The organism is Planomonospora corallina (assembly GCF_042650625.1).
Classification (GTDB): domain Bacteria; phylum Actinomycetota; class Actinomycetes; order Streptosporangiales; family Streptosporangiaceae; genus Planomonospora_B; species Planomonospora_B corallina.
Window position 1 is genome coordinate 164,638 of record NZ_JBHSBM010000025.1, and the last position, 24,618, is coordinate 189,255.

A 24,618-nucleotide genomic window follows, 5' to 3' on the forward strand; every position below is an offset into this window, starting at 1 on the left:
CCCCTTTCCCATGTCCGCCCGCCCGCAACCACCTCGTCCGGACCGGCGGCCGGGGTGCCCCGGTCCTATCCGGGGGATCCCGCTCAGCGGTTCCAGCGTGCCTGCGGCGGGCTCGACGTCACCGGGCCCTCCGGAGGATGCCCCGGCCTTCAGACCGGGGAGGAATCCGGACCAAGAAACCCCGTGTTCTACTACGGTCTTCCCCGGTGGCGATAGCCAAGCCACCACCGGCACGACCGCCCCAGGGCATGGGGTGGCTGCGCGGGGAGGCTTCGGGATTGCCCAGCCGGTGAACCGCGAACCTCAGCATGGTTCCCCCCTCGGGGATCAGGTTGGAATCCTCCGCTTTCAAGCGGAGGAGGATGTCAAACCATGACGTCGAGGGTCCACGGGCGCCTGCCGCCGGGCGCCGGGCCCAGGCTCACCACGTGACCGAGGTCGCCGAGGAGCTTGGCCAGCTCGTCCGGGCTCTGCGGGTCGGCGCCCGCCTCCAGCAGGGAGCGGGCGATCGCGCCCCGGGTGGCCTTGGCCATGTGGCTGACGACCTTGCCGTCCTTGAGCACGCGCACCGCCACCGCCCGGTCCCCCGGCTGCCAGGCGGCGGCGTAGGTGCTGGAGCGCAGGTCCACGACCAGGCCGGGCGTCGCGTCGAGCACGGGAGTGACCGCCCGGCGCCAGAAGGCCGCCAGGCCGCCGAGGGACGGCAGCTTCACGCCCATGGACAGCCGGTACGGCGGGACCCGGTCGGTGGTGCGGAGCAGTCCCCAGAGCCCGGAGAAGATCAGCAGGTCCTCTGCGGCGCGGGCGGCGGCCGCCTCCGGCAGCGAGGTCAGGCCGAGGTTGTCGTAGAGCACCCCGGTGTAGAGCTCGGCGGCCGTCAGCGTGGGGGCGGTCCGCAGCTCCCGGTTCCGGGCGACCTGGTCGATCTGGCCCTCCGACAGTCCGAGCACCGACCGGGCCTCCGGCCGCCCGCACAGCGAGATCAGCGCGTCCAGCACGGTCTGCCTGGGCAGGGAGGGGAAGCTCACGGAGGACAGATCGAGGGCGGGACCGTCACCGGTCGCGGCCTTGCCCTCGGAGGGAGGCAGCACAATCAGCACGGTCTTCGAGCTTAGAGGGCGCCCGGGAGCGGACTGGCCGGTACGGGAGCCCGGAGATCCGCGGCGGGTCCCATGGGCGGGCGGGCGGGTGCGGTGACCCGGGGTCCGGTGGCCCGGCGACGGGTCCTAGGATCCAACATCATGATCAACGAGGTGTTCGACCGTCTCGTCGACCAGGCATGGCCGGCGCTCGGCAGAGTGGAGTCCGGCGGATGGACGCTGCGCACCGCGGACGGGGTGACCAAGCGCGCCAACTCGGTCCTGCCTCTGGGGGAGCGGCCGGATCTGGCGGCGGCCGTGGAGGAGGCGGAGAGGTTCTACGCCGGGCGGGGGCTGCCCTGCGTCTTCTCCGTGGGGATGGGCGCCACCCCGGGCCTGGACGGCCTTCTCGGGGCGCGTGGTTACCGGGTGGTGGATCCCACGCTGGTGATGGTCGCCCCCCTGGTCCGCAGAGGGTCGGCGGAGGACGGCGGGCCCGGCCCGGGGACGGGCGAGGACGTCGGCGGGCCGCGGGCCGAGCCGTCGGAGGCCGGGACGGGGCCGGCGGTCCGGCTCGCGGCCGAGCCGGACGGCCGTTGGCTGGACGTCTGGTGGGAGGTGGACGGCCGGGGCGGTGAGGACGCCCGGGAGACGGCCGCGCGGATCCTCGCCGGTGTCCCGGCCGTCTACGGCTCGATCGGCGAGGAGGCGGTCGGACGGGGCGTCGTCCAGGGCGAGTGGTTCGGGATCTACTGCATGGCCACGGCGGCACGCGCGCGGCGGCGCGGCCACGGACGGCGCATGCTGAACGCCCTGCTCTCACACGGGCGGGAACAGGGCGCGAAGCAGGCGTATCTGGTGGTCGTCGAAGCCAACACCGCGGCCCGGTCGCTCTACGAGCAGCTGGGCTTCACGGTGTCGGGCCGATATCACTACCGGGTCCGCTGAGGCGGACCCTTGCCGGTCTAGCGTTCGTCGTTGCGGGCGGTGGCGGGAGTCGCGCTCAGGCGCGCCGACTCGTCCTGGATGTCGGCGCCCTTGTCCCGCAGCACTGCGATGTGCTGCCGGCCGTGGTGGGCGCAGAACAGCAGCTCCCCACCGACGGGAAGGGTCGCGCGGATGTAAGCCTGGGCGCCACACCGGTCACAGCGGTCCGTGGTCTTCAGAGGCTTGGCGGGGGCGAGTGCTCCAGTCACGTATCGCCTTTCGGGTCATCCCCGACGTGGGGGATCGGGCGTCAGTCACTTGAGACAACATCTAACCCGATGTGGACGTTCCCAACCGGCCCCCGGCTACGCCGAGAGCGGAATGTGTCCGTCGGTGACGAGGATCTCGCCGGGGGTAACGCCGATCGGCTCCTCCTGGCAAGCTGGGACGCGCCGCGGCGGGAAAACGGTAAGCTGCGCACACGTGTTCGAGCATAGGGAGTGGGTGTGACCGCAGTTAGCGCAGAGGCGGGTTATACAGCCCGTCATCTGTCGGTGCTGGAAGGACTCGAAGCCGTCCGCAAGCGCCCGGGCATGTACATCGGGTCCACCGACAGCCGCGGTCTCATGCACTGTCTCTGGGAGATCGTGGACAACGGCGTCGACGAGGCCCTGGCGGGCCACTGCACGCGCATCGAGGTCGAGCTGCATCCCGACGGCTCGATCGAGGTCCGCGACGACGGGCGCGGCATCCCCGTCGACGTCGAGCCGAAGAGCGGCCTGGCCGGAGTCGAGCTCGTCTACACCAAGCTCCACGCCGGGGGCAAGTTCGGCGGCGGCTCCTACGCCGCCTCCGGAGGTCTGCACGGCGTCGGCGCCTCCGTGGTGAACGCGCTGTCCTCCCGGCTGGACGTCGAGGTCGACCGCGGGGGCCGGACCCACCAGATCAGCTTCCGCCGGGGCGTCCCCGGGATCTTCGACGGCGACGGGCCCACCGCGAAGTTCAAGAAGAAGTCGGGGCTGCGCGACGGCGGGCCGCTCGACCGCGACGTCACCGGCACCCGCGTCCGCTTCTGGGCGGACCGCCAGATCTTCCTGCCCGAGGCCGAGGTCTCCCTCGACGAGATCCACGTCCGCCTCCGGCAGACCGCGTTCCTGGTCCCCGGGCTGACCCTGGCCGTGCGCGACAGCCGGGGAGAGGAGCCCTCCGAGGAGGAGTTCCGCTTCGACGGCGGCATCTCCGAGTTCACCGAGTTCCTCGCCCGCGACGAGGCCGTCTGCGAGGTGCTGCGCCTGCAGGGGGTCGGGCACTTCCACGAGACCGTCCCGGTCCTCGACGACCTGGGCCACATGACGCCCACCGAGATCCAGCGCGAGCTCACCGTGGACGTGGCGCTGCGCTGGGGCAGGGGCTACGACGCCACCGTGCGCTCCTTCGTCAACGTGATCGCCACCCCGAAGGGCGGCACCCACGTCAACGGGTTCGAGCGCGCTCTGGTCCGCACGCTGAACGAGCAGCTCCGGGAGACCCGCCTGCTCAAGAGCAACGACGCCCCGGTCACCCGGGAGGACATCCTGGAGGGGCTCACCGCGGTGGTGACCGTCCGGGTGCCCGAGCCGCAGTTCGAGGGGCAGACCAAGGAGGTCCTGGGCACGGCCGCGGCCAGCAGGATCGTCTCCCACGTCGTCTCCAGGGAGCTCAAGGAGCGCTTCGCCAACCCGTCGCGTGCGCTCAAGCCGCAGCTGCGCGCGGTCCTGGAGAAGATCGCCGCCGCGGCCAAGGCCCGCATCGCGGCCCGCGAGCACCGCGACAACCAGCGGCGCAAGACCGCGCTGGAGAACTCCGCGCTCCCGGCCAAGCTGGTCGACTGCCGCAGCGACGACGTCGACCGCACCGAGCTGTTCATCGTCGAGGGCGACTCGGCGCTGGGCACCGCCCGCGCGGCCCGCGACTCGGAGTTCCAGGCGCTGCTGCCGATCCGCGGCAAGATCCTGAACGTGCAGAAGGCCTCCGTCGCCGACATGCTCAAGAACGCCGAGTGCGCGGCGATCATCCAGGTCATCGGGGCGGGCTCCGGAAGGTCGTTCGACCTCGACGCCGCGCGGTACGGCAAGGTCATCCTGATGGCCGACGCCGACGTCGACGGCGCGCACATCCGGTGCCTGCTGCTCACCCTGTTCCACCGCTACATGCGGCCGCTGGTGGAGGCCGGGAGGGTCTTCGCCGCGGTCCCGCCGCTGCACCGGATCGAGATCCTCAACCCGGGCCGGGGCAAGGAGAAGTACGTCTACTGCTACTCCGACGCCGAGCTCCACCGGGTCCTCGCCGATCTCGAGCGCCGCGGCAAGCGGTGGAAGGACCCGGTCCAGCGTTACAAGGGCCTGGGCGAGATGGACGCCGACCAGCTGGCCGAGACGACGATGGAGCCCCGGCACCGGACCCTGCGCCGGGTCAGGATCGAGGACGCCGAGCAGGCCGAGCGCATCTTCGACCTCCTCATGGGCAGCGACGTGGCCCCGCGCCGGGAGTTCATCGTCGGCAGCGCGGCGGAGATCGACCGCGACCAGATCGACGCCTGACGGGCGGCGGCCGGGGGACGTTCCGGAGATCCGGAACGTCCCCCGGCCGCTCCGTGCCGGCCGCCCGCCGGCGCTCCCCGCCGGCGGAGGCTCCCCGGGATACCGCCGCTGCCGGTGTCGCACCGGGGCTCCCGGGCGCCTCGCTCGCGCCGGGTCCCGGGGCTCCCGGGCACCTCACGAGCCCGCGGGCCGTGTGCGGAGTCAGAGTTCGACCGGCTGCAGCTTTCCGGTGCGCACGTCGTAGATGGCTCCGCCCACGGGCATGTCCTTGGGCAGGAAGGGGCTGGTCCTGATCCTGAGCAGGTCGTGGCGGAGGGCGGCGTCCTGGTCGGGGACCGTGTGGAACTCCAGGCTGCGGGTGTCCACACCCTGCCGGCCGGCGATCGCGTGCACGTCGTCGTCGCTGACCTTCGCCATGCCGCAGTCGGTGTGCGGCATCACCAGGACCCGGTTCACGCCCAGTAGATAGACGGCCAGCACGAGGGTGCGCAGCACGTCGTCGGTGACGCGGGCTCCGGCGTTGCGCAGGATCTTCGCGTCGCCGGGCCGCAGTCCGAACACGCCCAGTGGATCGATACGGGAGTCCATGCAGGTGACCACGGCCAGTCCGCGGGCCGCCGTGCCGGTCAGCTCGGCGTCGGTGAACGTCGAGGCGAACTCCTCGTTGGCGGACAGCAGGTCGTCGAAGGCACTCACAGGCACACCTCTCGGTCGGTGAAATGGGCAGATCGATGATCCCTCATGTCCGTTTCATAGAGGTTTCCGGGGTCCCACTCCCACTCTCGTCGGCTAAGATCCCGCATCGTGGATCACTTTAGGTGATGATGCTCTAACGTAAAGTAAAGACATGTGGGAAGAATCATGAGCAGAACCGAATCCCTGGCCGGCTATCTACGCGCCCAGGCACGCAGGAAACTGGATCGCGTGGAGCTCCGCGACGGTGGGCGCAACGCCCGTTCGGCGCTCTCGCTGCTGGACGCGACGGTCTACGTGGAGTCTCTCGATGACGACGACCCGCAGTTGACGGCTCTCGCGGAGGCCGGGTGTTTCGGGCCCGGGGGATCAGGTGACTTCCGCGCGGCGGAGGAGGTCGAACGGCTCATCCGGTTCTGGGAGGCGGGCGAACCCCGGCAGCTGCTGGCGGCCATCCGGTCCGCCCTGCAGGGGTCGCCGGCCTGATCCGCCCCTCCTGCGGCGTCGGCGGGCGCCCTCCGCAGGGGGCGGAGGACCTCCCCGTCGCGGACGTCCGGTCCGGGCGGGACGGGTCGGACTCCTCCCGGCGCGTATGCGCAGGGGGAGACGGGGAAGGGGATCTTCGACCATCTCCAGTACCACCGTATGCATTTCGGTGGTGTCGATCCAGGAGGAACCGTGGCGATCGCACGTATGCGGGCCGTCGTTCTCGACTGCCCCGACCCTGTCCGGCTGGCCGACTTCTACGGCGCGCTCCTCGACTGGAAGATCACGGTGGCCGAGGACGACTGGGTGACGCTCACCGGGGAGCGATCGCAGCGGCTCTCCTTCCAGAAGGCGCCGGACCACCGGCCGCCGGACTGGCCGAGCTCGGAGCGGCCCCAGCAGATCCATCTCGACCTGACCGTCGACGACCTGGACGAGGCGGAGGCCGCCACGCTGAAGCTGGGCGCGGTCAAGCACGCGCACCAGCCGAGCGAGGACGACTCGTTCCGCGTGTATCTCGACCCGGCCGGTCACCCGTTCTGTCTCTGCAGGGCCTGAGATCCGCAGGGCCTCGGAGCGGTGGAGCGCGGCGCCGGCACGACCCGCCGCAGGGCTTCGCGAGACCCCGCGGGACTCCGCGAGACCGGAGCCGCCTGCGGCCGCGCCGTGAAAGATGAGGGCCGTCCGGCCCGGAACGCCCGTTTCCCCGCGCGTTCCGGGCCGGACGGCCCTTTCGGGGGTGCCGCCGGCCTACTCCTCGGCCGGCGGAGCCTGCCGTCCGGCGCCACCGGAGGCGGTGCCGCCGGAGGAGGAGGCCAGGGCGCCGCCCACCGCGGCGACCGCGTGCGTGAGACGCACGCCGGAGCCGTCCCGGCGGCCGAGCTCCTCGGGGAGCGGGACCGGCTTGCCGGTGGCGGAGACGGCCCGGGCCGGCCCGGGCCCGGCCCAGGCGAGCAGGAGCACGTCCTCTCCCTTGAGGAAGCGCTGGGCGCGCACGCCGCCGGTGGCGCGTCCCTTCGCCGGGTACTCGGCGAAGTCGGACACCTTCACCCCGCCGGTCTGGGTGCCGGGCAGCGCGGTGGCGGAGCCGGCGATCGTCACGACCCTGGACTCCAGCGCCGGATCCACCGCGCCGAACCAGATCGCCCGGGCCGCGTCGGCCAGCCGGATCCCGGCCATGCCGCCCGCGGGCCGGCCCTGAGGCCGTACGGCGGAGGCGGGGAAGCGCAGGAGCTGCGCGTCGGAGGTGATGAAGACCAGATCGTGATCCTCGGAGGTCAGCTCGACCGCGCCCACCACGGTGTCGCCCTCCTTGAGCCCGATGACCTCGAACTCGTCGCGGTTGGCCGGGTAGTCGGGCACGACCCGCTTGACCACGCCCTGGGCGGTGCCCAGCGCCAGGCCCGGTCCGTCGGGATCGAGGGAGCCGACGCCCACGACCTTCTCGCCGGGCTCCAGCGTGACGTACTCGGAGACGGGATGGCCGCCGGAGAGCGAGGGCGGATCCGCCGAGGGCGGGAGCGTCGGCAGGTCCACCACCTGGACCCGGATCATCCGGCCGAGGTCGGTGACCACGCCCACCTCGCCCCGGACCGTGCTGGCGACCGCCGAGACCAGCACGTCGTGGGGCGAGCGCCCGCCCTGGCGGGGCAGCGGGCTCGCGTCGGCCGTGCGGGCCAGCAGGCCGGTGGAGGAGAACAGGACCAGGCACGGGTCGTCGGGCACCTCCAGCTCGATCGGGGCGGAGGCCTTGCGGGGCGCGCCGGTGGACTCCAGCAGGACCGTGCGGCGCGGGGTGCCGTACGTCTTGGCGACCTGGGCGAGTTCGTCGGAGACGACCTTGCGCAGCCGGTCCTCCGAGGAGAGGATCGCGGTCAGCTCGGCGATCTCCGCCCGCAGGGTCTCCTGCTCCCGGTCGAGCTCCAGCTTGTCGTAGCGGGTCAGCCGGCGCAGCGGGGTGTCGAGGATGTAGGCGGCCTGGATCTGCGAGAGCGCGAAGGTCTCCATCAGGCGCTCGCGGGCCTGGGCCGAGTCGTCGGAGGAGCGGATGACGCGGATGACCTCGTCGATGTTGAGCAGGGCGATGACGAGGCCCTCGACGAGGTGCAGGCGCTCCTCGCGCTTGCCGCGGCGGTGGGCCGAGCGGCGGCGGACCACCTCGAGGCGGTGGTCCACGTAGACCTGGAGCAGCTCGCGCAGGCCGAGGGTGCGGGGCTGGCCGTCGACCAGCGCCACGTTGTTGATGCCGAAGGTCTCCTCCATCGGCGTCAGCCGGTAGAGCTCCTCCAGCACGGCCTCGGGGATGAAGCCGTTCTTGATCTCGATGACCAGCCGCAGGCCGCGGTGACGGTCGCTGAGGTCCTTCAGGTCGGAGATGCCCTGGAGCTTCTTGGCGGTGACCAGCTCGCGGATCTTGGTGACCACGCGCTCGGGACCGACGTTGAACGGCAGCTCGGTGACGACGATGCCCTTGCGGCGGGGGCTGACCTGCTCGATGGAGCAGGTGGCGCGCATCCGGAAGGTGCCCCGTCCCCGCTCGTAGGCGTCGCGGACGCCGTCCAGCCCGATGATCACGCCGCCCGTGGGCAGGTCGGGGCCCGGGATGAAGCGCATCAGGTCCTCGAGCGTGGCCTGGGGCTTCTTCAGCAGGTGGCGGGCGGCGGCGACGACCTCGCCCAGGTTGTGCGGCGCCATGTTGGTGGCCATGCCGACCGCGATGCCGGCGGCCCCGTTGACCAGGAGGTTCGGGAAGGCCGACGGCATGACCGTGGGCTCGGTCTCCTGGCCGTCGTAGTTGGGCTTGAAGTCGACGGTGTCCTCGTCGATCGACTCCACCATCGCCATGGCCGAGGGGGCCAGGCGCGCCTCGGTGTAGCGCATGGCGGCCGGCAGGTCGTCCGGCGAGCCGAAGTTGCCGTGCCCGTCGACCAGCGGCAGGCGCATCGAGAACGGCTGCGCCATGCGGACCAGCGCGTCGTAGATGGCGGTGTCGCCGTGCGGGTGGAGCTTGCCCATGACGTCGCCGACGACCCGCGACGACTTGACGTGCCCCCGGTCCGGCCGCAGGCCCATCTCCCGCATCGAGTAGAGGATGCGGCGCTGGACCGGCTTGAGGCCGTCGCGCGCGTCGGGCAGGGCACGCTGGTAGATCACCGAGTATGCGTACTCGAGGAAGCTGGTGCGCATCTCGGCGGACACGTCGATGTCGACGATCCGCTCCTCGAAGTCCTCGTCAGCGGGGGGTGTGGTCGTCCGTCGGGCCATATCGAACATTGTGCCGAAGGACAAGGGGTGCCCGCGACTCCAACGCCCGAGCGGGCCGGTGCCCGGCAGGCGTCACGCGCGGCCGCGGGGACCGGCGCCGGGCCAGGGACCGGGGGTGACGCCCTCGTCCCGGTCGCCGGGGACGCCAGTCCTGGTGTCGTAGACCCGGAATCCCCGGGCCTGGTAGTTGGCCAGCGCCGCGGGGCCGTCGAGGGAGCAGGTGTGCAGCCACACCCGGCGGGTCGGCTCACGGTCCGGACGGCGGTCGGCCAGGTCCCAGGCGCGTGCCGTACCGGCCTCCAGCAGGCGCCCGCCCGCGCCCCGGCCGATCGCCCAGGGCAGGAGCCCGAAGTAGGCGATCTCGACGGCGGCGTCCTCCTGCGGGACCAGTTCGACGTACCCGGCGGGGGTGCCGCGGTGGTAGGCCACCCAGGTCTCCACCCCCTGGTCCAGGTGGTCCGCCCACTGCCGCCAGGTCCACGGCAGCCGCTCGGTCCACTGCCAGTCACCGCCGACCGCCGTGTAGAGGAACCGGTTGAACTCCGGGGAGGGCACCTCGGCGCGCACGATGTCGAGCCCGATCTCCGGAGGCTTGGCGGGGCGCAGGTCCGACGGCGAGGTCTGTTCGAGATACCAGGTGATGACGTCCATGGTGAGCCTCATGAAACCATGTCCTCCTCCCCGCCCCTCATCCGGGACATCCGGATGAGGCAGGAGAAGTCGCGATCAATATGATCCGACCATGTTTGGACGCGGAGTGCGGCGGGCCGCCGCCGCCATGTGCCTGGCCGGAGCGCTGACCGGCTGCGGAGCGCTGGAGGAGCTGGGGAAGGCCGCCGGAGAAGCCGCGGCGGACCCGGCCGTGATCACCGAGGACGCGCCGTTCAGGGGATCTCCCTCGGAGAGGTTCGCCGACGGGATCGCGGGCGTCGAGATACCCGAGGCCAAGGCCGTGGGCCGCTTCTCCGCCAAGGACGTCCGCTCGGCCTACCAGGTCAGCAGGCGCCTGCTGGAGGCCGCCTACCTCGACGAGAAGAGCCTGCTCGGCGGGAAGCCCGAGGCCTACGCCCGGCTGCTCGACCCCGAGCAGCGCACGTTCTTCCTGAAGAACCTCGACCACAAGGACGTGAAGAAGGACACCAGGGGCTGGGTGTTCAGCTTCGCGCCGGGGACGACCGAGCTGGTCGGCGACGTCGTCAAGGTGCAGGGGAAGCTCTCCGCCGCGCCGGGGAGGGACAAGGACGTCGGCGAGATGCTGGTGGTCACCTACGAGGCGCGGTTCGTCTACGCGGTCCGTCCCGCGGGCAAGAAGGGCCCCATCGTCCGGGTGATGGCCTACACCAACGCGCGCCACGAGTTCTGGCGGGACGAGCCCGGCGGCAGGCTCCGCCACTGGGAGGGCGACGAGATCGACAGGTGGAGCGCGGGGACGGAGTGCGGCTCCCCCGACGCCTTCCACCGTCCCTCCTTCCGGTACGAGGGCGGCGACGGGCCGGCGCAGGACGCCTACTCCGACGAGGAGACGGCCCCGCTGAAGGAAGGGGAGTGCGGGACGGTCGAGGAGATCTGACCGACGGGGGAGCCGGCCCGCGCCGCCGCCTGCGGCCCCGCGTCCGCCGTACGGGCGGGGTGGACGTGAGGGGTCCACCCCGCCGGCCCCGGCCGTGGAGTCCCGTGCGGCCGGACGCGGATGGACGAAACCGTCGCCCGGACCTGATAGCAATGACCGGTGAGCGAAGAGCAGCTGCTGCGGCAGGAGGCCGAGGAGCGCCTGCGGGCGCTCGCCGGGGAGCACGCCCGGCTCCGCGACGACCAGTGGGAGGCGATCAAGGCGCTGGTGGAGGACCGGCGCCGGGTGCTCGTCGTGCAGCGCACCGGCTGGGGCAAGTCGGCCGTCTACTTCATCGCCACCGCGCTCCTGCGCGAGCTGGGCGAAGGACCCACGGTCATCGTCTCGCCGCTGCTGGCCCTGATGCGCAACCAGATCGCCGCCGCCGAGCGGGCCGGCATCCACGCGGTCACCGTCAACTCCGCCAACCCCGAGGAGTGGGAGCAGATCTACGGGCAGGTCGCCGAGGGCGCGGTCGACGTCCTCCTGGTCAGCCCCGAGCGGCTCAACAACCCCGACTTCCGCGACCAGGTCCTGCCCGAGCTGGCCGAGAGCGCGGGCCTGGTCGTGGTGGACGAGGCGCACTGCATCTCCGACTGGGGCCACGACTTCCGCCCCGACTACCGGCGGCTGCGCACGCTCTTCGAAGAGCTGCCGGAGGGCGTGCCGGTGCTGGCCACCACGGCCACCGCCAACGCCCGCGTCACCCGCGACGTCGCCGAGCAGCTCGGCGACGAGACGCTCGTGCTGCGCGGGCCGCTGGAGCGCGAGAGCCTCCACCTCAGCGTGGTACGGCTGCGCGGCGCCGAGCAGCGCCTGGCCTGGCTCGCCCGCACCCTGCACGAGCTGCCGGGCTCCGGCATCGTCTACACGCTCACCGTGGCCGCCGCCCAGGAGGTCGCCGCCCACCTGCGCGAGCAGGGCCACGAGGTGATCGCCTACTCCGGTCAGACCGAGCAGGCCGAGCGGCTCGCCGCCGAGCAGGCGCTGCTCGACAACAAGGTCAAGGCGCTGGTCGCCACCTCCGCGCTCGGCATGGGCTACGACAAGCCCGACCTCGGCTTCGTCGTCCACGTCGGCGCCCCGCCGTCGCCGGTCGCCTACTACCAGCAGGTCGGCCGCGCCGGGCGCGGGGTCGAGCGGGCCGAGGTCATCCTGCTGCCCGGCGCCGAGGACCGGGAGATCTGGGCCTACTTCGCCTCGCTGGCCTTCCCGCCCGAGCCGGTCGTGCGTTCCGTGCTGGCCGCTCTGGCCGACGGCGGGGTGATGTCCACCGCCGCGCTGGAGAGCCGGGTCGACCTCAGCCGGACCCGCCTGGAGACCATGCTCAAGGTGCTCGACGTCGACGGCGCGGTCCGCCGGGTCAAGGGCGGCTGGGAGGCCACCGGCGAGGAGTGGGCCTACGACGCCGAGCGCTACGCCCGGGTCGCCGCCGAGCGCGAGGCCGAGCAGCGCGCCATGCTGGAATACCTCGACATCACCGGATGCCGCGAGGAGTTCCTCCGCCGCAGGCTGGACGACGACACGGCCACCCCGTGCGGGCGCTGCGACAACTGCACCGGGACGCACCGCTCGCCCGAGGTCGAGGCGGAGGACGTCGAGCGCGCCGCCGCGAGCCTGCACCGGCCCGGCGTGGAGATCGAGCCGCGCCGGCAGTGGCCGACCGGGCTGAGCGACCTCAAGGGGCGGATCAAGCCCGAGCTGGGCGCCGAGCCGGGCCGGGCGCTGGGCCGCCTGACCGACATCGGGTGGGGCAACCGGCTGCGCGCCCTGCTGGCCGAGAGCGCTCCCGACGGCCCGGTCCCCGACGACGTGTTCGCCGCCGTGGTCGCCGTGCTCTCGTCGTGGGAGTGGGAGCACCGCCCGGCCGCCGTGGTCGCGGTGCCGTCGGCCACCCGCCCGTTGCTGGTCCGCAGCCTGGCCGAGCGGCTCTCCCAGGTCGGGCGCCTGCCGTACCTCGGTGATCTGGGCTACCGGTCGGGGCCGCCCGCGCGGCGCTTCAACAGCGCCCAACGGGTCCAGGCGGTCCGGGCCACGCTCGCCATGCCCACGGCGCTCGGGGCGGCGGTCGCCGCCACGGGCGGCCCGGTCCTGCTGGTCGACGACCGTGTCGACACCGGCTGGACCATGACGCTGGGGGCCGCGCTGCTCCGCCACGCCGGGGCGCCCGCCGTGCTGCCGCTCGTGCTCGCGGTGACGAGCTGAGCGGTGGCGGGCTGAGCGGTGGCGGGCTGAGCACGGCGCCCCGGGGCGGGACGTTACGGTCATCCGCCATGCGGGTCGGCGGTCCGCACCCATGGTGGACGGCCCGGCGGGTGCCTAGCGTGGGGCGGTGTGATCAGCCTTAGAGGCTTGAGCAAACGCTACGGCGGCCGGACGGCCGTGGACGATCTGTCACTGGACGTGAAGCCGGGTGCGGTGACCGGTTTCCTCGGGTCGAACGGTGCGGGCGAGTCCACCACGATGCGCATGATCCTGGGCCTCGACCGCCCGACCGCGGGCACGGTTTTCATCGGGGGCGTGCCGTACCACGAGATCAGGCAGCCGCTGCGGACGGTCGGCGCGCTGCTCGACGCGCGCGGTGTACCCGGGGCGCACCTGCTGGCGCTGGCCCGCAGCAACGGCATCGCGAGGAACCGGGTGGAGGAGGTCCTCGAGACGGTCGGGCTGGCGGACGTGGCGCACCGGCGGGCCGGCGCGCTCTCGCCGGGCATGAGCCAGCGGCTCGGCATCGCGGGCGCACTGCTGGGCGATCCCGAGGTGAAGATGTTCGGCGAGCCCGTAAACGGCCTCGATCCCGACGGCGTGCGCTGGGTGCGCCATCTGATGCGCTCGCTGGCCGACCAGGGCCGCACGGTCTTCGTCTCCAGCCACCTGATGCGCGAGATGCAGCTGACCGCCGACCACCTGGTGGTGAGCGGCAGGGGGCGGCTCATCATGGACGCGCCGCTGGCGGAGGTCATCGCGCGTAGCTCGCTGACCGCCGTGGTGGCTGGAGCAGGCCTACGCGGAGCTGACCGCGGACAGCACGGAGTACGGCGCCCGGAGGGAGGGGGCACGGGATGGCGATCGGTGAACTGGGCCGGGCGGCCGGCGCCGAGTGGACGAAGCTGTGGCCGGTCCGCTCGACCTGGTGGTGCCTGGCGGGCGCGGTCGTGCTCACGGTGCCGAGCGCGCTGATGGTGGGCGGGGCCACGGCGACGGAGAGGCTCCGCGACGGCGGTGGCGGGGCGGCGACCTTCCCGGCGAGCGAACCGGTGGTCTCAGCGGCGGTCTTCGCCCAGTTCGCGCTGGTCGCCATGGCGATGCTGACGATCACCTCCGAGTACTCCTCGGGCGGCATCCGCCCCACCCTGCAGGCCGTACCGGTCCGCGGGCGGATGCTCGACGCCGTCGAACGGCACCGTCGAACGGCACCGTCGAACGGCACCGGCCCGACGTCGCCGTCATCGACGTGCGGATGCCGCCGACCCACACCGACGAGGGGCTGCGGGCCGCGCTGGAGCTCCGCGAGCGCCGTCCGGAGGCCGGCTGCCCGTCCTGTCGCAGTACGCGGAGAAGACCTACGCGGCCACGCTCCTCGCCGGGCCTCCGGCGGGGCCGGGCTATCTGCTGAAGGACCGGGTCTCGGAGGTGGCCGACTTCCTCGCCTCGCTCGAGCGGGTGCACGCGGGAGGCGCCGTCTTCGACCCCGAGGTGGTCCGCCAGCTCCTCGCCCGGACCACCCGCGCCGCCCCCCTGAGCAGGCTGAGCGGGCGCGAGGCGGAGGTCCTGGAGCACCTGGCGCAGGGCTTCGTCAACGCGGCGATCGCCGCGCGCCTGCACGTCTCGCTGAGCACCGTCGAGAAGCACGTCAACGCGATCATGGACAAGCTCGGCCTGCCGCACGACCCGGACTACAGCCGCAGGGCGCTGGCGATCCTGCGCTATCTCGACGGCTGACCGTCCGGCCCGCCGCGGCACGGCCGGTCAGGGGCGGTCAGAGGCGCGGGCGTGCGCCGAGGTGGGACAGGGCCTTGGCGGCCAGGCGGTTGCCGGCGGCGAGGGCGTCGGCCGGGGGCTTACCCTCCAGCCAGGCCGGAAGGAAGCCGGCGGCGAACGCGTCGCCGGCGCCGGTGCCGTCGACCACCCGCTCCACGGTCTCGGCGGGGGCCGTGACCGGCTCGTTGCGGCTGTTGGAGTACCAGAGCGAGCCCTCGGCGCCCTGCTTGATCACGACCTGGGGGAACCACGCGGTGAGCACCTTGGCCGCCGCGGCGGGCTCGTCGCGGCCGGTGAGCACCTTGGCCTGGTCGGCGTTGGCGAACAGCAGCTTGGCGTCCTGGGTCCACTCCAGGAACGGCTCGGCCCCGGTGCGCTCCAGCGGGGCGGAGGAGGCGCAGTCGACCGAGATGGTCATCCCGGCGCGGCCGGCAGCCTCCAGGGCCGCCAGCCCGGCCTCGCGGGAGCCCTCGTTGAGCAGGGTGTAGCCCGACAGGTGGAGGTGGCCGCCCTGCGAGAACAGGTCGCGGGGGAGGTCCTCCGGGGACAGCGCCGCGTTGGCCCCGGGGTCGGAGAGCATGGTGCGCTCGCCCTTGTGGGTGACGAGCACGACGCAGGTGCCGGTCGGCCGTTCGGGATCCATGACGAGGCGGGCGTCCACGCCGTATCCCATGAGCTCCATGTCGCGGTTGCGCCCGGTGATGTCGGCGCCGCGGCGGCCGATGAAGGCCACCTCCGAGCCCTCCACGGCCAGCCAGGAGGCGATGTTGGCCCCGGAGCCGCCGCCGTGCATCGTGACCACGGCCGGGGTGTCGCTGGCCCGCGCCAGCGGATAGCGGGCCCGCGCGACAGCGTCGGTCATGAGATCGCCCACCACGACCACCCGCGTCATGATGTCACCGCCTTGTGCCTTCGATGCCGACGTGCTTAGGGGACTGCGGAAAACCTAACAGTTTCCGCCCTGCCCGGGGGGTGCGGAACGGACACCGGACATGAGTCGATGCACAAGCGTTGCGAGAACGCACCCGGCCGGTCCGACATGTGGGATTCGCGTCTACTCTCGGGACTGTGGAGGCTCAATACCCCGCCCACTGGGAGGCGGACGTCGTCCTGTCCGACGGCGGCACCGCGCACGTGCGCCCGATCCGGCCCGCCGACGCCGACCGGCTCCGGTCCTTCTACTCCCGGCTCTCCGAGGAGTCCATCTACTTCCGCTTCTTCGGCCCCCGGCCCCGCCTGTCGGACCGGGAGGTGACCCGCTTCACCAACGTCGACTACGTGGACCGGGTCGCGCTGATCGCGACGATCGGCACCGAGATGGTGGCCGTGATCCGCTACGACCGGATCGAGGACGGGGAGGCCGAGGTGGCCTTCCTCGTCGAGGACGCCCACCAGGGCCGGGGTGTCGCCTCGGTCCTGCTGGAGCACCTGGCCGAGACCGCTCGGGAGAACGGCATCACCCGGTTCGTCGCCGACGTGCTGCCCGCCAACCAGAAGATGATGGCGGTGCTCAAGCAGGCCGGCTACACCGCGCGCAGCCGCTTCGCCGACGGCGTGGTGCGGATGACGCTCGACCTCACCCCGACCGAGACCTCCCAGGCGGTGACCGCCTCCCGCGAGCACCGGGCCGAGGCCCGCTCCATCGAGCGGCTGCTCACCCCCGGTTCGGTGGCGGTCGTCGGCGCCGGCCGGGACCCGGGCGGGGTCGGCCAGACCGTGCTGCGCAACCTGCTGGCCGCGGACTTCGCCGGTCCGGTCTACCCCGTCCACCGGCAGGCGCGGGCCGTCGCCGGGGTCCGGGCCTACCCGAGCGTGACGGCCATCGACGGTGAGGTGGACCTCGCGGTGCTCGCCGTACCGGCCGACGGGGTGATCGAGGTAGTCAAGGAGTGCGCCGAGAAGGGCGTGCGCGGGCTGATCGTGGTCTCCTCCGGCTTCGGCGAGACCGGGCCGCAGGGACGGGCCCGCCAGGACGAGCTGGTCCGCATCGCCCGCGCGTACGGCCTGCGCGTGGTCGGTCCCAACTGCCTCGGCATCGCCAACACCGATCCGGCGGTCCGGCTGAACGCCACCCTCGCCGCGACCATCCCCGGCCGGGGCCGGGTCGGCTTCTTCAGCCAGTCGGGCGCCCTCGGCACGGCGCTGCTGCAGCGGGTCGCCGAGCGGGGCATGGGCATCTCCTCGTTCGTCTCGGCGGGCAACCGCGCCGACGTGTCCGGCAACGACCTGCTGCAGTACTGGGAGGAGGATCCGGACACCGATGTGATCCTGCTCTACCTGGAGTCGCTGGGGAACCCCCGCAAGTTCGCCCGGCTGGCGCGGCGCATCTCCCGGCGCAAGCCGGTCGTGGCGGTCAAGAGCGGCGGTACCACCCAGGGCGTGCCGATCGGCCACGCCGCGTCGGTGCTCGGCCTGCCCGACACCGCGCTCAGCGCACTGTTCGAGCAGGCGGGGGTGATCCGGGTGGACGACCTCATCCAGCAGTTCGATGTGGCGCAGCTGCTGGCCCACCAGCCGCTGCCCGCCGGGCCCCGGGTCGGCCTGGTGAGCAACTCCGACGCGCTGGCCCTGCTGGCCGTGGACGCCTGCGCGCGCGCGGACCTCGACCCCCGCCCGCCGGTCAACCTCGGTCCGCACGCCGGAGCCGCCGAGTTCGGTCAGGCCCTGGCCTCCCTGCTCCCGGAGGTGGACGCCGCGGTCGCGATCTACATGCCGCCGATCCCGGGCCGGGCCGGCGAGGTCGCCGCCGAACTGCTGCGGGTCTCGCGTGAGGGCGGCAAGCCGGTGCTGGCCACCTTCGAGGGACGTCTCGGCATGCTCCCGGAGCTGCGGGTCGGCGCGGACGTGCCCGGGCACGGCTCCATCCCTTCCTACGCGGCGCCGGAGGAGGCGGTGCGCGCCCTGGCCCACGTCGTGCGGTACGCGCGCTGGCGGGAGCGGTCCGCCGGCGCGCCCGTGGAGTTCGACGGCGTCGACGGTACGGCCGCGCACGCGCTCGTCGAGCGGCTGCTCGGCACGGACACGGCGGTGGCGGCCGCGACCGGGGCGCCGGACGCGGTGGTGGCGGATGCAGGGGCGCCGGGCGCGCTGGTTGCGGATGCGGTTGCGGATGCGGATGCGGATGCGGAGGCGGAGGCGGAGGCGCCGGGCGCGGTGGGTGCGGTGCCGCAGCACGCCGAGCGCGTGCCGTCCGAGGCGGAGGTCGCGGAGCTGCTGGCCTGCTACGGGCTGACCGTCTGGCCCGCCGAGGTGGTCTCCTCACCGGAGCAGGCCGTGGACGCCGCCGAGCGGCTGGGCTGGCCGGTGGTGCTGAAGGCCGCCGAGCCGGAGGCGGCCCAACGGGCCGGGACGGTCCGGCTCGGCCTGTCCGGCCCCGACGGGGTGCGCGACGCCTACGCGGACCTGCACCGGCAGCTCGGGGCCGAGGCCGTGCTCGCCGTGCAGCGCATGGTCCCGCAGCCGGCGGTGCCGACGGTGGTGCGCGTCGTGGAGGATCCCGGCTTCGGCGCCGTGGTCTCCTTCGGGCTGGGCGAGGTGACGGCCCGGCTGCTGCGGGACGAGGCCTACCGGCTGGCCCCGCTGACCCGCGAGGACGCGGCCGAGCTCGTCGAGTCGCCGCGCGCGGCGCCGCTGCTGTTCGGCCAGTACGGTTACCCGCCGGTGGCGGTCGAGGCGCTGGAGGAGCTGCTGGTGCGGGTCGGCAGGCTGGCCGACGACCTTCCCGAGGTGGCGCGGCTCGACCTCGACCCGGTGCTGGTGGGCCAGTCGGAGGTCGTCGTGCTGGGGGCCCGCGCCGTACTGCGGCACCCCGCCTGGCCCCGCCCCGACGGCGGTCCCCGCCGCCTGCGCTGAGGAGGGCGGGCCGGAGGGCGGGGCGCTCGGGGTGAAACCGGCACCCGGGACAGGGCAGGATGGACCCATGAGGGAAACCCGACTCTCGACCGCCGGCCTGCGCGAGGCCATCGACCGCAGCGGCTACTATCCCGACCTGGTCGCCGACGCGGTCGAATCCGCCCTGGGCAAGGAGCAGGTGAGCGCCTACGTGGTCCACCACGAGGCCACCTTCGACCCCGCCATGGAGGTGCGCAGGCACGTCACCGTCCTGGTGCTCTCGCCGAGCAGGCTGCTGGTCTGCCACACCGACGAGCACCCGGCGGTGGAAGGGGTCTCGGCCTCCCACGCCTCCACGACCACCGAGGCGGTGCCCCTGCGCCGGATCCAGTCCGTGGCCGTCACCCGGGTCGTCCCCGATCCCGCCTCCTACGCGCCCGGCGTGCCGCCCACCGAGGTCACGCTCACCATCGGCTGGGGCGCCATCTCCCACGTCGACCTGGAGCCGGCCGCCTGCGGCGACGAGAACTGCGAGGCGGACCACGGATACACCGGCGCGGTCACCGCCGACGACCTCTCCCTGCGGGTGAGCGCGGCGGCCGACGGGCCGGAGGCGGTCTCCCAGGTGCTGGCCTTCGCCAAGGCGCTGTCGGAGGCCACCGCCCGCGCGGCGGCCTCGTGACGGCGGCCTCCCCGCTGGTCCCCGCGTACGGCGAGGCGTCGCTGGCCGACCTGTCGGCCTCGCTCCTCGCCGTGCTGGGCGCCGGCGGCGGCAACCCGCTGGAGCTCGCCCCCGCCGACCGGGTCCTGCTCTTCCTCGTCGACGGCCTGGGCGCCGAGCTGCTCCGCGCCCGCCCCGAGCGGGCACCCTTCCTGGCCTCGCGGACCGGCCGCGTGCTGACCGCGGGCTTCCCCGCCACCACCGCGACCAGCCTGGGCACGCTCGGCACCGGCCTGCCGCCGGGCGAGCACGGCATGCTGGGCTACCAGCTGGCCGTGCCCGGCGCGGGCTACCTGTTCAACTGCCTGCGCTGGACCGCCCTCGGCCCGCTGATCGCGCCCGAGGAGTGGCAGCCCACCACGACCGTCTTCGAGCGCGCGGCGGCCGCCGGGATCAGCGTCCGCTACGTCGCCCCGTCCCACTTCGAGGGCACCGGGTTCAACCAGGCCGTCTACCGCGGCGTCGGCTTCGTCGGGGCGGACGGGATCGACGAGCGGATCGAGGGGGTCCGCCGCGCCCTGGCCGAGCCCCGGGCCCACGTCACCGTCTACTACGGGGACCTGGACGCCGTCGGCCACATGTGCGGCTGGGGCACCCCCGAGTGGCTCGACCAGCTCGCCCTGGTCGACCGGATGGCCGAGCGGCTGGCCGAGACGCTCCCGCCCGGGTCGGCGATGTACGTCACCGCCGACCACGGCATGGTCAACGCCACCGACCGCGTCGACGCCGACACCGTCCCCGCCCTGCGCGAGGGCGTCGCCCTGCTGGGCGGCGAGGCCAGGGCCCGCCACGTCTACGCCGAGCCCGGAGCCGCCGGCGCGGTGCTGGAGACCTGGCGCGGCGTGCTGGGGGAGGCCGCCTGGGTGGCCTCCCGGGCCGAGGCGGTCGAGTCCGGCTGGTTCGGTCCCCGGGTCCGGTCCGAGTGGCTGCCCAGGATCGGCGACGTGGTCGCCGTGCCGCGCGACGGGACCGTCGTCACCGCCTCGGTCGCGGAACCGCTGGAGTCGTCGTTCACCGGCTACCACGGCTCGCTGACCCCCGCCGAGCAGTACGTCCCCCTCCTGGAGGTGAGCACCCGATGAGCCCGCTGATCACGCCCGCCGGCCTGGCCGCGCTGCCGGAGGCGTCCGTCCTCGACGTGCGCTGGAAGCTCGGCGGGCCGCCCGGGATCGAGGAGTACCGGCGCGGGCACGTCCCGGACGCGGTCTTCTGCGACCTCGAGGCCGACCTGGCCGGTCCGCCGGGACCGCGGGGCCGCCACCCGCTGCCGGAGGCCGGCCGTTTCCAGACCGCGATGCGCCGCCTCGGCGTCTCCGCCTCGCGGCCCGTGGTCGTCTACGACGACGCCGGCTCCATGGCCGCCGCCCGCGCCTGGTGGACGCTGCGCTACTTCGGCCATCCCGACGTCCGGGTCCTCGACGGGGGCCTGCGGGCCTGGAGCGCCGAGGGGCGTCCCCTCTCCACCGGGACCCCGGAGCCCGCCCCCGGCGACTTCACCGCCCGGCCGGGCGGCATGCCGGTGCTCGACGCCGACGCGGCCGCCGAGCTGGCCGCCGAAGGGGTCCTGCTGGACGCCCGCGCGGCCGAGCGCTACCGGGGGGAGGTCGAGCCGATCGACCCCGTCGCCGGGCACGTCCCCGGCGCGGTCAGCGCCCCCACGACGGAGAACGTCGAGCCGTCCGGGCGCTTCCACCCGCCGCACTTCCTGCGCGAGCGCTTCAACACCCTCGGCGCGGTGCCCGGGGTGGAGGTGGGCGCCTACTGCGGTTCCGGCGTGACGGCCGCCCACCAGGTGCTGGCACTGGAGGTCGCGGGCATCCCGGCCTCCCTCTACGTCGGCTCCTGGTCCGAGTGGGTGGCCGACCCGTCCCGGCCGGTCGCCACCGGCTGATCCCCGTACCCGAAGCACGCGAAGCCGTCCACGCGCGTCTCCCGGGCCGCCGCGGCCAGCGCCGCGGCGGGTGCCAGCCCGGTGGCCAGCAGGCCGTGGAAGGCCGTCATCAGCGTCAGGGTCTCGTCGTCGCGCACCGGCACCAGTCCGGCCACCACGCAGCGCGTCCCCGACGACAGGAACGTCCCGGCCAGTCCGAGAGGCGATCCGTCGGCGGGAGCGTGCGCCATTCCCGCGTCGCACGCCGAGAGCACCACGAGCTCCGGCGGCGTGCGGATCCGGAGCAGGTCGTAGGCCATGAGGCGGCCGTCGTCGAGGTCGATTCCGGAGAGCAGCGGGCTGTGCGCGCAGAACGTGCCGTGCGCGGCCAGGTGCGCCACCGCCGCCCGCTCCAGGGCGGCGGTGACGGCCTGCCGCGTCGCCGGCACCCGCTCGGTCCCCGGGTGGTGGGCGGCGACCACCTCGGCCTCGGCTCCGGCGCAGTGCAGTCCCGGACCGGCCACGGCCACGGTTCCGCCCCGCCGCGGGCTCGCCTGCCGCGGACCCGTCCGGGGCGGGGCCGACGGCGGTGGGAGCGTCGGCGGCGGGACAGCCCGTTGCGCGCCCGCCGCCCGCCGCGCGGCCAGCCAGGCGGAGGCGCTCACCGCGACGGTCACCGGCCGGCCCGCGTTCGACGGGAGCACCTGCCAGGGCAGGACGTGCAGCGCCCCGGCCGGGACGACGACCAGCGGCCGCCCGCCCAGGAGGGGAAGGAGCGGGCCGAGCAGCAGCGTTTCCACCGCCCGCGCCTCCACGGCCAGGCCGGGCGCCTCCCCGTCGAGCAGGTGCCGGCGGCGCAGGCCGTACCGGAGGCGGACGACGGCCTCGGCGGCCGCGGCCAGGGATCCCAGCCGGCGCAGCGCCACCCGGTCCGGGGTGACCGCCACCGCGGCCAGGTCGTCGCCGTGGCGGACGAACTCGACCAGCCCCGCGCCGTCCAGTGCCGCCCGCAGTTCCTCCAGGTCCGGGGGAGAGAGCCGTCCGGGGCCGCCGAAGCCGTTTCCGCCGTCGTCCCCTGCGCCGCCTGCGCGGGCCCGCCACCGCTCGGCCCAGGCCAGCACCGTGCGGGCCCGGCCGCCGCGCAGGGCGAGGGCCGGTCCCGCGGCGGCCAGCGGCTCTCCCGCCCGGACGGCCCCGGTCCGCGCCGGGGAGCCCGCGGCCGCCGCCGGACTGCCGTCGAGGGTGGCCAGTCCGGCGCGGAGCGCGGCGAGCGCCCCGCGCCGGTCGCCGGCCGCGGCCCGCAGCAGCGCGGTCGCGTGCCGTCCGGCCGGGCCGGGGCCGGATGCCAGGAGGGAGAGCTGCTCGCCGGCGACGCGGCCGTCGCCCAGCCGGAGCGCGAGCTCCGCGGCGGTGAGCCGGAGCGGCTCCGCCGGGTGGCCCGCGCGGTCGAGGTCGGCCGCGCACTCGAGCATCTCGGCGACCAGGCGGTGGGCGGGATCGGCCTCGCCGAGCTCCAGCCTCGCGCGCAGCATGACCTCGGTGGCGAGCGGGACCATGAGGGCGCGTCCCTGGCGGGCCAGCTCGTCCCGGGCCGCCCCGGCACTGTGCAGGGCACGGCGGGCATCGCCGGTGCGCAGCTCGACCCTGGCGAGCATCAGGCGCGCCTCGGCCAGGGCCGTGCGGGCCTCCGCCGCCTCCAGCTCCGGCACCGCCAGGTCCAGCAGCACCCGCGCCTCGCCGGGCCGGCCGGCCGCGACCAGCGCCTCGGCCAGGTCGCAGCGGACCGTGGCCAGCCGTTCCGGGCAGCCGAACAGGCTCCGCTCCGCCCGCCGGTAGGCGGCGAATGCCGCGGGGAGATCACCGCGACGCGCGGCCAGGAACGGCAGGTTGCCCTCCGCCAGCGCGAGCACGTGGTCGAGCCCCGCGGCCCGGGCCAGCTCGGCGCTCCGCGCCAGATCGGCCTCGGCCGCCGCGAACTCCTCGAGGTAGACGCGGGCGAGCCCGCGGTTCAGCATCGCCCCCGCCAGGAAGGCGGGGTCCCCGCCGAGGAGGGCGACGGCGCGGTCGCAGTGGCCGACCGCCTCGCCGTGGCGGCCCAGCCGGACCAGGGCCGCCGCCCGGTTCACCCCGAGCCTGGCGGCCTCGGCCGCGGTGAGGTACGGCTCGGCCGCCGCGGCCACCTCCAGGGCTTCGGCGGGGTGGCCGAGCTCGGTCAGGACATGGACGAGGGAGAGTCGCGCCTGCGCGGCCCGGTGGGGCGTGCCCGCGCGCAGCGCGACGCGTTCGGAGCGGCGCAGGTGATCGTCGGCCAGAGGGAGGTCACCCAGTTCCCGGGCGGCGAGCGCCAGCGCCCGGTGCGCGACGGCGGCGGCCTCCCCGGCGGCCCCCGCGTGCAGGACGGCCAGCGCCAGCGTCCGGGCCTCGGCGGGATCGTCGCCGGAGAGACGGACCGCCCGCTCCGCCGCGGCCACGGTCCCGTCCGGGACGGCGGAGCCGGTCATGCCGGTCGGATGAGGGTCCAGCTGGTGGCGACGGGCGGCCGGTCCGGACGGTGGCACACCACGCTGAACCAGCCACCGGGCAGGCCGACCACGGCGAACTGCCCGGTGGGGGAGAGCCCGCGCGACTCGGTCAGGCCGGGGGTGCGGATCTCGACCCCCGCGTCCGGTCCCGGATGCGGACAGACCCGTCCGGCCAGGTCGACGAGCCCGCCCGAGGAGTCGACGTCCAGCTCGATGGTGAGGTCGCCGGCGTCGAACCGGAGCAGGCCGGCCTGCGCGGCGGAGCGCACGCCCGAGGGAGCGGGCACGGCCACCGGACGGGCCGTGACGGCGCCGGGGAGCCGCAGGCCGAAGGCCGCCCGGGCGGCGGCGGTGACGGTCTCGGGCACGGGGTCGCGGCCGGAGGCCAGGCGGAGGGCGGCGATCAGGGCCGCGTCGTCGCGGGGGCCGCCGTCGTGAGGGGCGCCGCCGTAGGGGCTCGGGGAGGGCGGGTGCCGTGTCATGACGCGGCCTCCTGCGGGGTGAGCAGGGCGCGGAGCCGGTCGAGGCAGCGGCGCCGGGTGGGGCCGTAGCTGCCGGAGGGCATGCCCAGCCGTCCGGCCAGCTGGTGGACGCCCGCGTCGGGGGCCGTCGCCATCAGCCGGAACAGCGACCGGCAGGGCTCGTTCATGGTCTCGACGGCCCGCCAGAGGCGGCGGCCCTCGTCGGCCGTGAGCACGGCCACCGCGGGGTCCGTGAGGTGCCCGGCCCCGTCCGGACCGGCGGCCCCGTCCGGTTCGGCGGGCTCCGCGGTCAGGCGCTCGCCCCGGCTCCGCCGCAGGAGCCGGACCGCCTCGCGCCGGGCGGTGGTGAACAGCCAGGAGCCGATCCGCTCCGGGTCCCGGATGGTGTGCAGGCTCTCCAGCAGCCGCAGCCACGTCCCCTGCACGATGTCGGAGGCGTCGGCCGGGCTCAGCCCGTAGGCGCGGACCGCGGCCCAGATCACCGGGCCGAAGCGCCGGACCAGCTCGTCCCAGGCCGTCTGGTCGCCCGCCAGGACGGCCTCGATCGTGTGCTGGTCGACCACCGGCGCCTCCG

Annotated in this window: 20 protein-coding genes and 1 pseudogene; 12 read left to right on the top strand and 9 right to left on the bottom strand. The window is 74.3% G+C overall.

Features of this window, described 5'->3' with window-relative positions; all coding sequences use genetic code 11:
- Positions 1-365 precede the first annotated feature (365 nt).
- Positions 366-1,100 carry a YaaA family protein gene (locus ACFOWE_RS22740; protein ID WP_377291026.1) on the bottom strand — a complete coding sequence of 245 codons (735 nt, stop codon included), beginning with the start codon at positions 1,098-1,100 and terminating at the stop codon, positions 366-368.
- 141 nt (positions 1,101-1,241) lie between these two features.
- Here ACFOWE_RS22740 and ACFOWE_RS22745 point away from each other — a divergent pair, with 141 nt between their 5' ends.
- Complete coding sequence (locus ACFOWE_RS22745; RefSeq protein WP_377291028.1) at positions 1,242-2,027, top strand: GNAT family N-acetyltransferase; 786 nt, start codon at positions 1,242-1,244, stop codon at positions 2,025-2,027.
- A gap of 17 nt (positions 2,028-2,044) precedes the next feature.
- On the opposite strand, the gene ACFOWE_RS22750 is transcribed toward ACFOWE_RS22745, so the two are convergent.
- Positions 2,045-2,275, bottom strand: a complete 231-nt coding sequence (locus ACFOWE_RS22750) for a DUF7455 domain-containing protein (protein ID WP_377291030.1) — start codon at positions 2,273-2,275, stop codon at positions 2,045-2,047.
- 237 nt (positions 2,276-2,512) lie between these two features.
- Between ACFOWE_RS22750 and ACFOWE_RS22755 the strand changes: the two genes are divergently transcribed.
- The gene (locus tag ACFOWE_RS22755) at positions 2,513-4,585 is read left to right on the top strand and encodes a DNA gyrase/topoisomerase IV subunit B (RefSeq protein WP_377291032.1); all 2,073 of its coding nucleotides are present in this window, start codon (positions 2,513-2,515) and stop codon (positions 4,583-4,585) included.
- 201 nt (positions 4,586-4,786) lie between these two features.
- On the opposite strand, the gene ACFOWE_RS22760 is transcribed toward ACFOWE_RS22755, so the two are convergent.
- Entirely contained in the window at positions 4,787-5,281 is a 495-nt protein-coding gene (locus ACFOWE_RS22760) for a beta-class carbonic anhydrase (RefSeq protein WP_377291034.1), read from the bottom strand.
- A gap of 165 nt (positions 5,282-5,446) precedes the next feature.
- Here ACFOWE_RS22760 and ACFOWE_RS22765 point away from each other — a divergent pair, with 165 nt between their 5' ends.
- Positions 5,447-5,764, top strand: a complete 318-nt coding sequence (locus ACFOWE_RS22765; protein ID WP_377291036.1) for a hypothetical protein — start codon at positions 5,447-5,449, stop codon at positions 5,762-5,764.
- A gap of 192 nt (positions 5,765-5,956) precedes the next feature.
- Positions 5,957-6,322 carry a VOC family protein gene (locus tag ACFOWE_RS22770; protein ID WP_377291038.1) on the top strand — a complete coding sequence of 122 codons (366 nt, stop codon included), beginning with the start codon at positions 5,957-5,959 and terminating at the stop codon, positions 6,320-6,322.
- 192 nt (positions 6,323-6,514) lie between these two features.
- Here the strand turns inward: ACFOWE_RS22770 and ACFOWE_RS22775 are convergent, their stop codons facing one another.
- Positions 6,515-9,037 carry a DNA gyrase/topoisomerase IV subunit A gene (locus ACFOWE_RS22775; RefSeq protein ID WP_377291040.1) on the bottom strand — a complete coding sequence of 841 codons (2,523 nt, stop codon included), beginning with the start codon at positions 9,035-9,037 and terminating at the stop codon, positions 6,515-6,517.
- 63 nt (positions 9,038-9,100) lie between these two features.
- Positions 9,101-9,691, bottom strand: coding sequence for a GNAT family N-acetyltransferase (locus tag ACFOWE_RS22780; RefSeq protein ID WP_377291042.1), 591 nt, complete (start codon positions 9,689-9,691; stop codon positions 9,101-9,103).
- Between the two features lie 79 nt (positions 9,692-9,770).
- Here ACFOWE_RS22780 and ACFOWE_RS22785 point away from each other — a divergent pair, with 79 nt between their 5' ends.
- The 4 genes and pseudogenes from ACFOWE_RS22785 to ACFOWE_RS22800 all read left to right on the top strand — a co-directional run.
- A complete protein-coding gene (locus ACFOWE_RS22785; protein ID WP_377291044.1) occupies positions 9,771-10,598 on the top strand; it encodes a hypothetical protein in 828 nt (275 codons plus the stop codon).
- Positions 10,599-10,757: 159 nt separating this feature from the next.
- On the top strand, positions 10,758-12,842 hold the full coding sequence (locus tag ACFOWE_RS22790; protein WP_377291046.1) for a RecQ family ATP-dependent DNA helicase: 2,085 nt from the start codon (positions 10,758-10,760) through the stop codon (positions 12,840-12,842).
- A 129-nt stretch (positions 12,843-12,971) separates the two neighbouring features.
- Positions 12,972-13,817, top strand: coding sequence for an ATP-binding cassette domain-containing protein (locus ACFOWE_RS22795; RefSeq protein ID WP_377291048.1), 846 nt, complete (start codon positions 12,972-12,974; stop codon positions 13,815-13,817).
- A 238-nt stretch (positions 13,818-14,055) separates the two neighbouring features.
- Positions 14,056-14,579: pseudogene (locus ACFOWE_RS22800) on the top strand (LuxR C-terminal-related transcriptional regulator); the annotation flags it as partial.
- A 37-nt stretch (positions 14,580-14,616) separates the two neighbouring features.
- Here the strand turns inward: ACFOWE_RS22800 and ACFOWE_RS22805 are convergent.
- On the bottom strand, positions 14,617-15,510 hold the full coding sequence (locus ACFOWE_RS22805; RefSeq protein ID WP_377291050.1) for a carbohydrate kinase family protein: 894 nt from the start codon (positions 15,508-15,510) through the stop codon (positions 14,617-14,619).
- Positions 15,511-15,686: 176 nt separating this feature from the next.
- Between ACFOWE_RS22805 and ACFOWE_RS22810 the strand changes: the two genes are divergently transcribed.
- The 4 genes from ACFOWE_RS22810 (at position 15,687) to ACFOWE_RS22825 (ending at position 21,061) form a co-directional block, all read left to right on the top strand.
- The gene (locus tag ACFOWE_RS22810) at positions 15,687-18,470 is read left to right on the top strand and encodes a bifunctional acetate--CoA ligase family protein/GNAT family N-acetyltransferase (RefSeq protein ID WP_377291052.1); all 2,784 of its coding nucleotides are present in this window, start codon (positions 15,687-15,689) and stop codon (positions 18,468-18,470) included.
- A gap of 67 nt (positions 18,471-18,537) precedes the next feature.
- Complete coding sequence (locus ACFOWE_RS22815; RefSeq protein ID WP_377291054.1) at positions 18,538-19,131, top strand: DUF5998 family protein; 594 nt, start codon at positions 18,538-18,540, stop codon at positions 19,129-19,131.
- Positions 19,128-20,252 (top strand): alkaline phosphatase family protein, encoded by a 1,125-nt coding sequence (locus tag ACFOWE_RS22820; RefSeq protein ID WP_377291056.1) that lies wholly within the window; start codon positions 19,128-19,130, stop codon positions 20,250-20,252. Before ACFOWE_RS22815 ends, ACFOWE_RS22820 begins: the two co-directional genes overlap by 4 nt.
- Positions 20,249-21,061, top strand: a complete 813-nt coding sequence (locus ACFOWE_RS22825) for a sulfurtransferase (RefSeq protein WP_377291058.1) — start codon at positions 20,249-20,251, stop codon at positions 21,059-21,061. The genes ACFOWE_RS22820 and ACFOWE_RS22825 overlap by 4 nt, the downstream gene beginning before the upstream one ends.
- Here ACFOWE_RS22825 and ACFOWE_RS22830 read toward each other — a convergent pair.
- From ACFOWE_RS22830 to ACFOWE_RS22840, 3 genes are read right to left on the bottom strand one after another with little or no spacing between them, the layout of a single operon-like run.
- Complete coding sequence (locus ACFOWE_RS22830; RefSeq protein ID WP_377291060.1) at positions 21,001-23,541, bottom strand: CHAT domain-containing protein; 2,541 nt, start codon at positions 23,539-23,541, stop codon at positions 21,001-21,003. The two genes, ACFOWE_RS22825 and ACFOWE_RS22830, sit on opposite strands and share 61 nt — an antisense overlap.
- Complete coding sequence (locus tag ACFOWE_RS22835; protein WP_377291062.1) at positions 23,538-24,044, bottom strand: hypothetical protein; 507 nt, start codon at positions 24,042-24,044, stop codon at positions 23,538-23,540. The genes ACFOWE_RS22830 and ACFOWE_RS22835 overlap by 4 nt, the downstream gene beginning before the upstream one ends.
- Positions 24,041-24,607: an RNA polymerase sigma factor gene (locus tag ACFOWE_RS22840; RefSeq protein WP_377291064.1), complete on the bottom strand. Its 567-nt coding sequence runs from the start codon at positions 24,605-24,607 to the stop codon at positions 24,041-24,043. The genes ACFOWE_RS22835 and ACFOWE_RS22840 overlap by 4 nt, the downstream gene beginning before the upstream one ends.
- Positions 24,608-24,618 lie beyond the last annotated feature (11 nt).

Bases quoted from the DNA above. Each gene is read 5' to 3' on its own strand.
- ACFOWE_RS22745 (WP_377291028.1), top strand. From the start codon at position 1,242: ATGATCAACGAGGTGTTCGACCGTCTCGTCGACCAGGCATGGCCGGCG.
- ACFOWE_RS22765 (WP_377291036.1), top strand. From the start codon at position 5,447: ATGAGCAGAACCGAATCCCTGGCCGGCTATCTACGCGCCCAGGCACGC.
- ACFOWE_RS22775 (WP_377291040.1), bottom strand. From the start codon at position 9,037: ATGTTCGATATGGCCCGACGGACGACCACACCCCCCGCTGACGAGGAC.
- ACFOWE_RS22780 (WP_377291042.1), bottom strand. From the start codon at position 9,691: ATGAGGCTCACCATGGACGTCATCACCTGGTATCTCGAACAGACCTCG.
- ACFOWE_RS22785 (WP_377291044.1), top strand. From the start codon at position 9,771: ATGTTTGGACGCGGAGTGCGGCGGGCCGCCGCCGCCATGTGCCTGGCC.
- ACFOWE_RS22805 (WP_377291050.1), bottom strand. From the start codon at position 15,510: ATGACGCGGGTGGTCGTGGTGGGCGATCTCATGACCGACGCTGTCGCG.
- ACFOWE_RS22815 (WP_377291054.1), top strand. From the start codon at position 18,538: ATGAGGGAAACCCGACTCTCGACCGCCGGCCTGCGCGAGGCCATCGAC.
- ACFOWE_RS22825 (WP_377291058.1), top strand. From the start codon at position 20,249: ATGAGCCCGCTGATCACGCCCGCCGGCCTGGCCGCGCTGCCGGAGGCG.
- ACFOWE_RS22830 (WP_377291060.1), bottom strand. From the start codon at position 23,541: ATGACCGGCTCCGCCGTCCCGGACGGGACCGTGGCCGCGGCGGAGCGG.
- ACFOWE_RS22835 (WP_377291062.1), bottom strand. From the start codon at position 24,044: ATGACACGGCACCCGCCCTCCCCGAGCCCCTACGGCGGCGCCCCTCAC.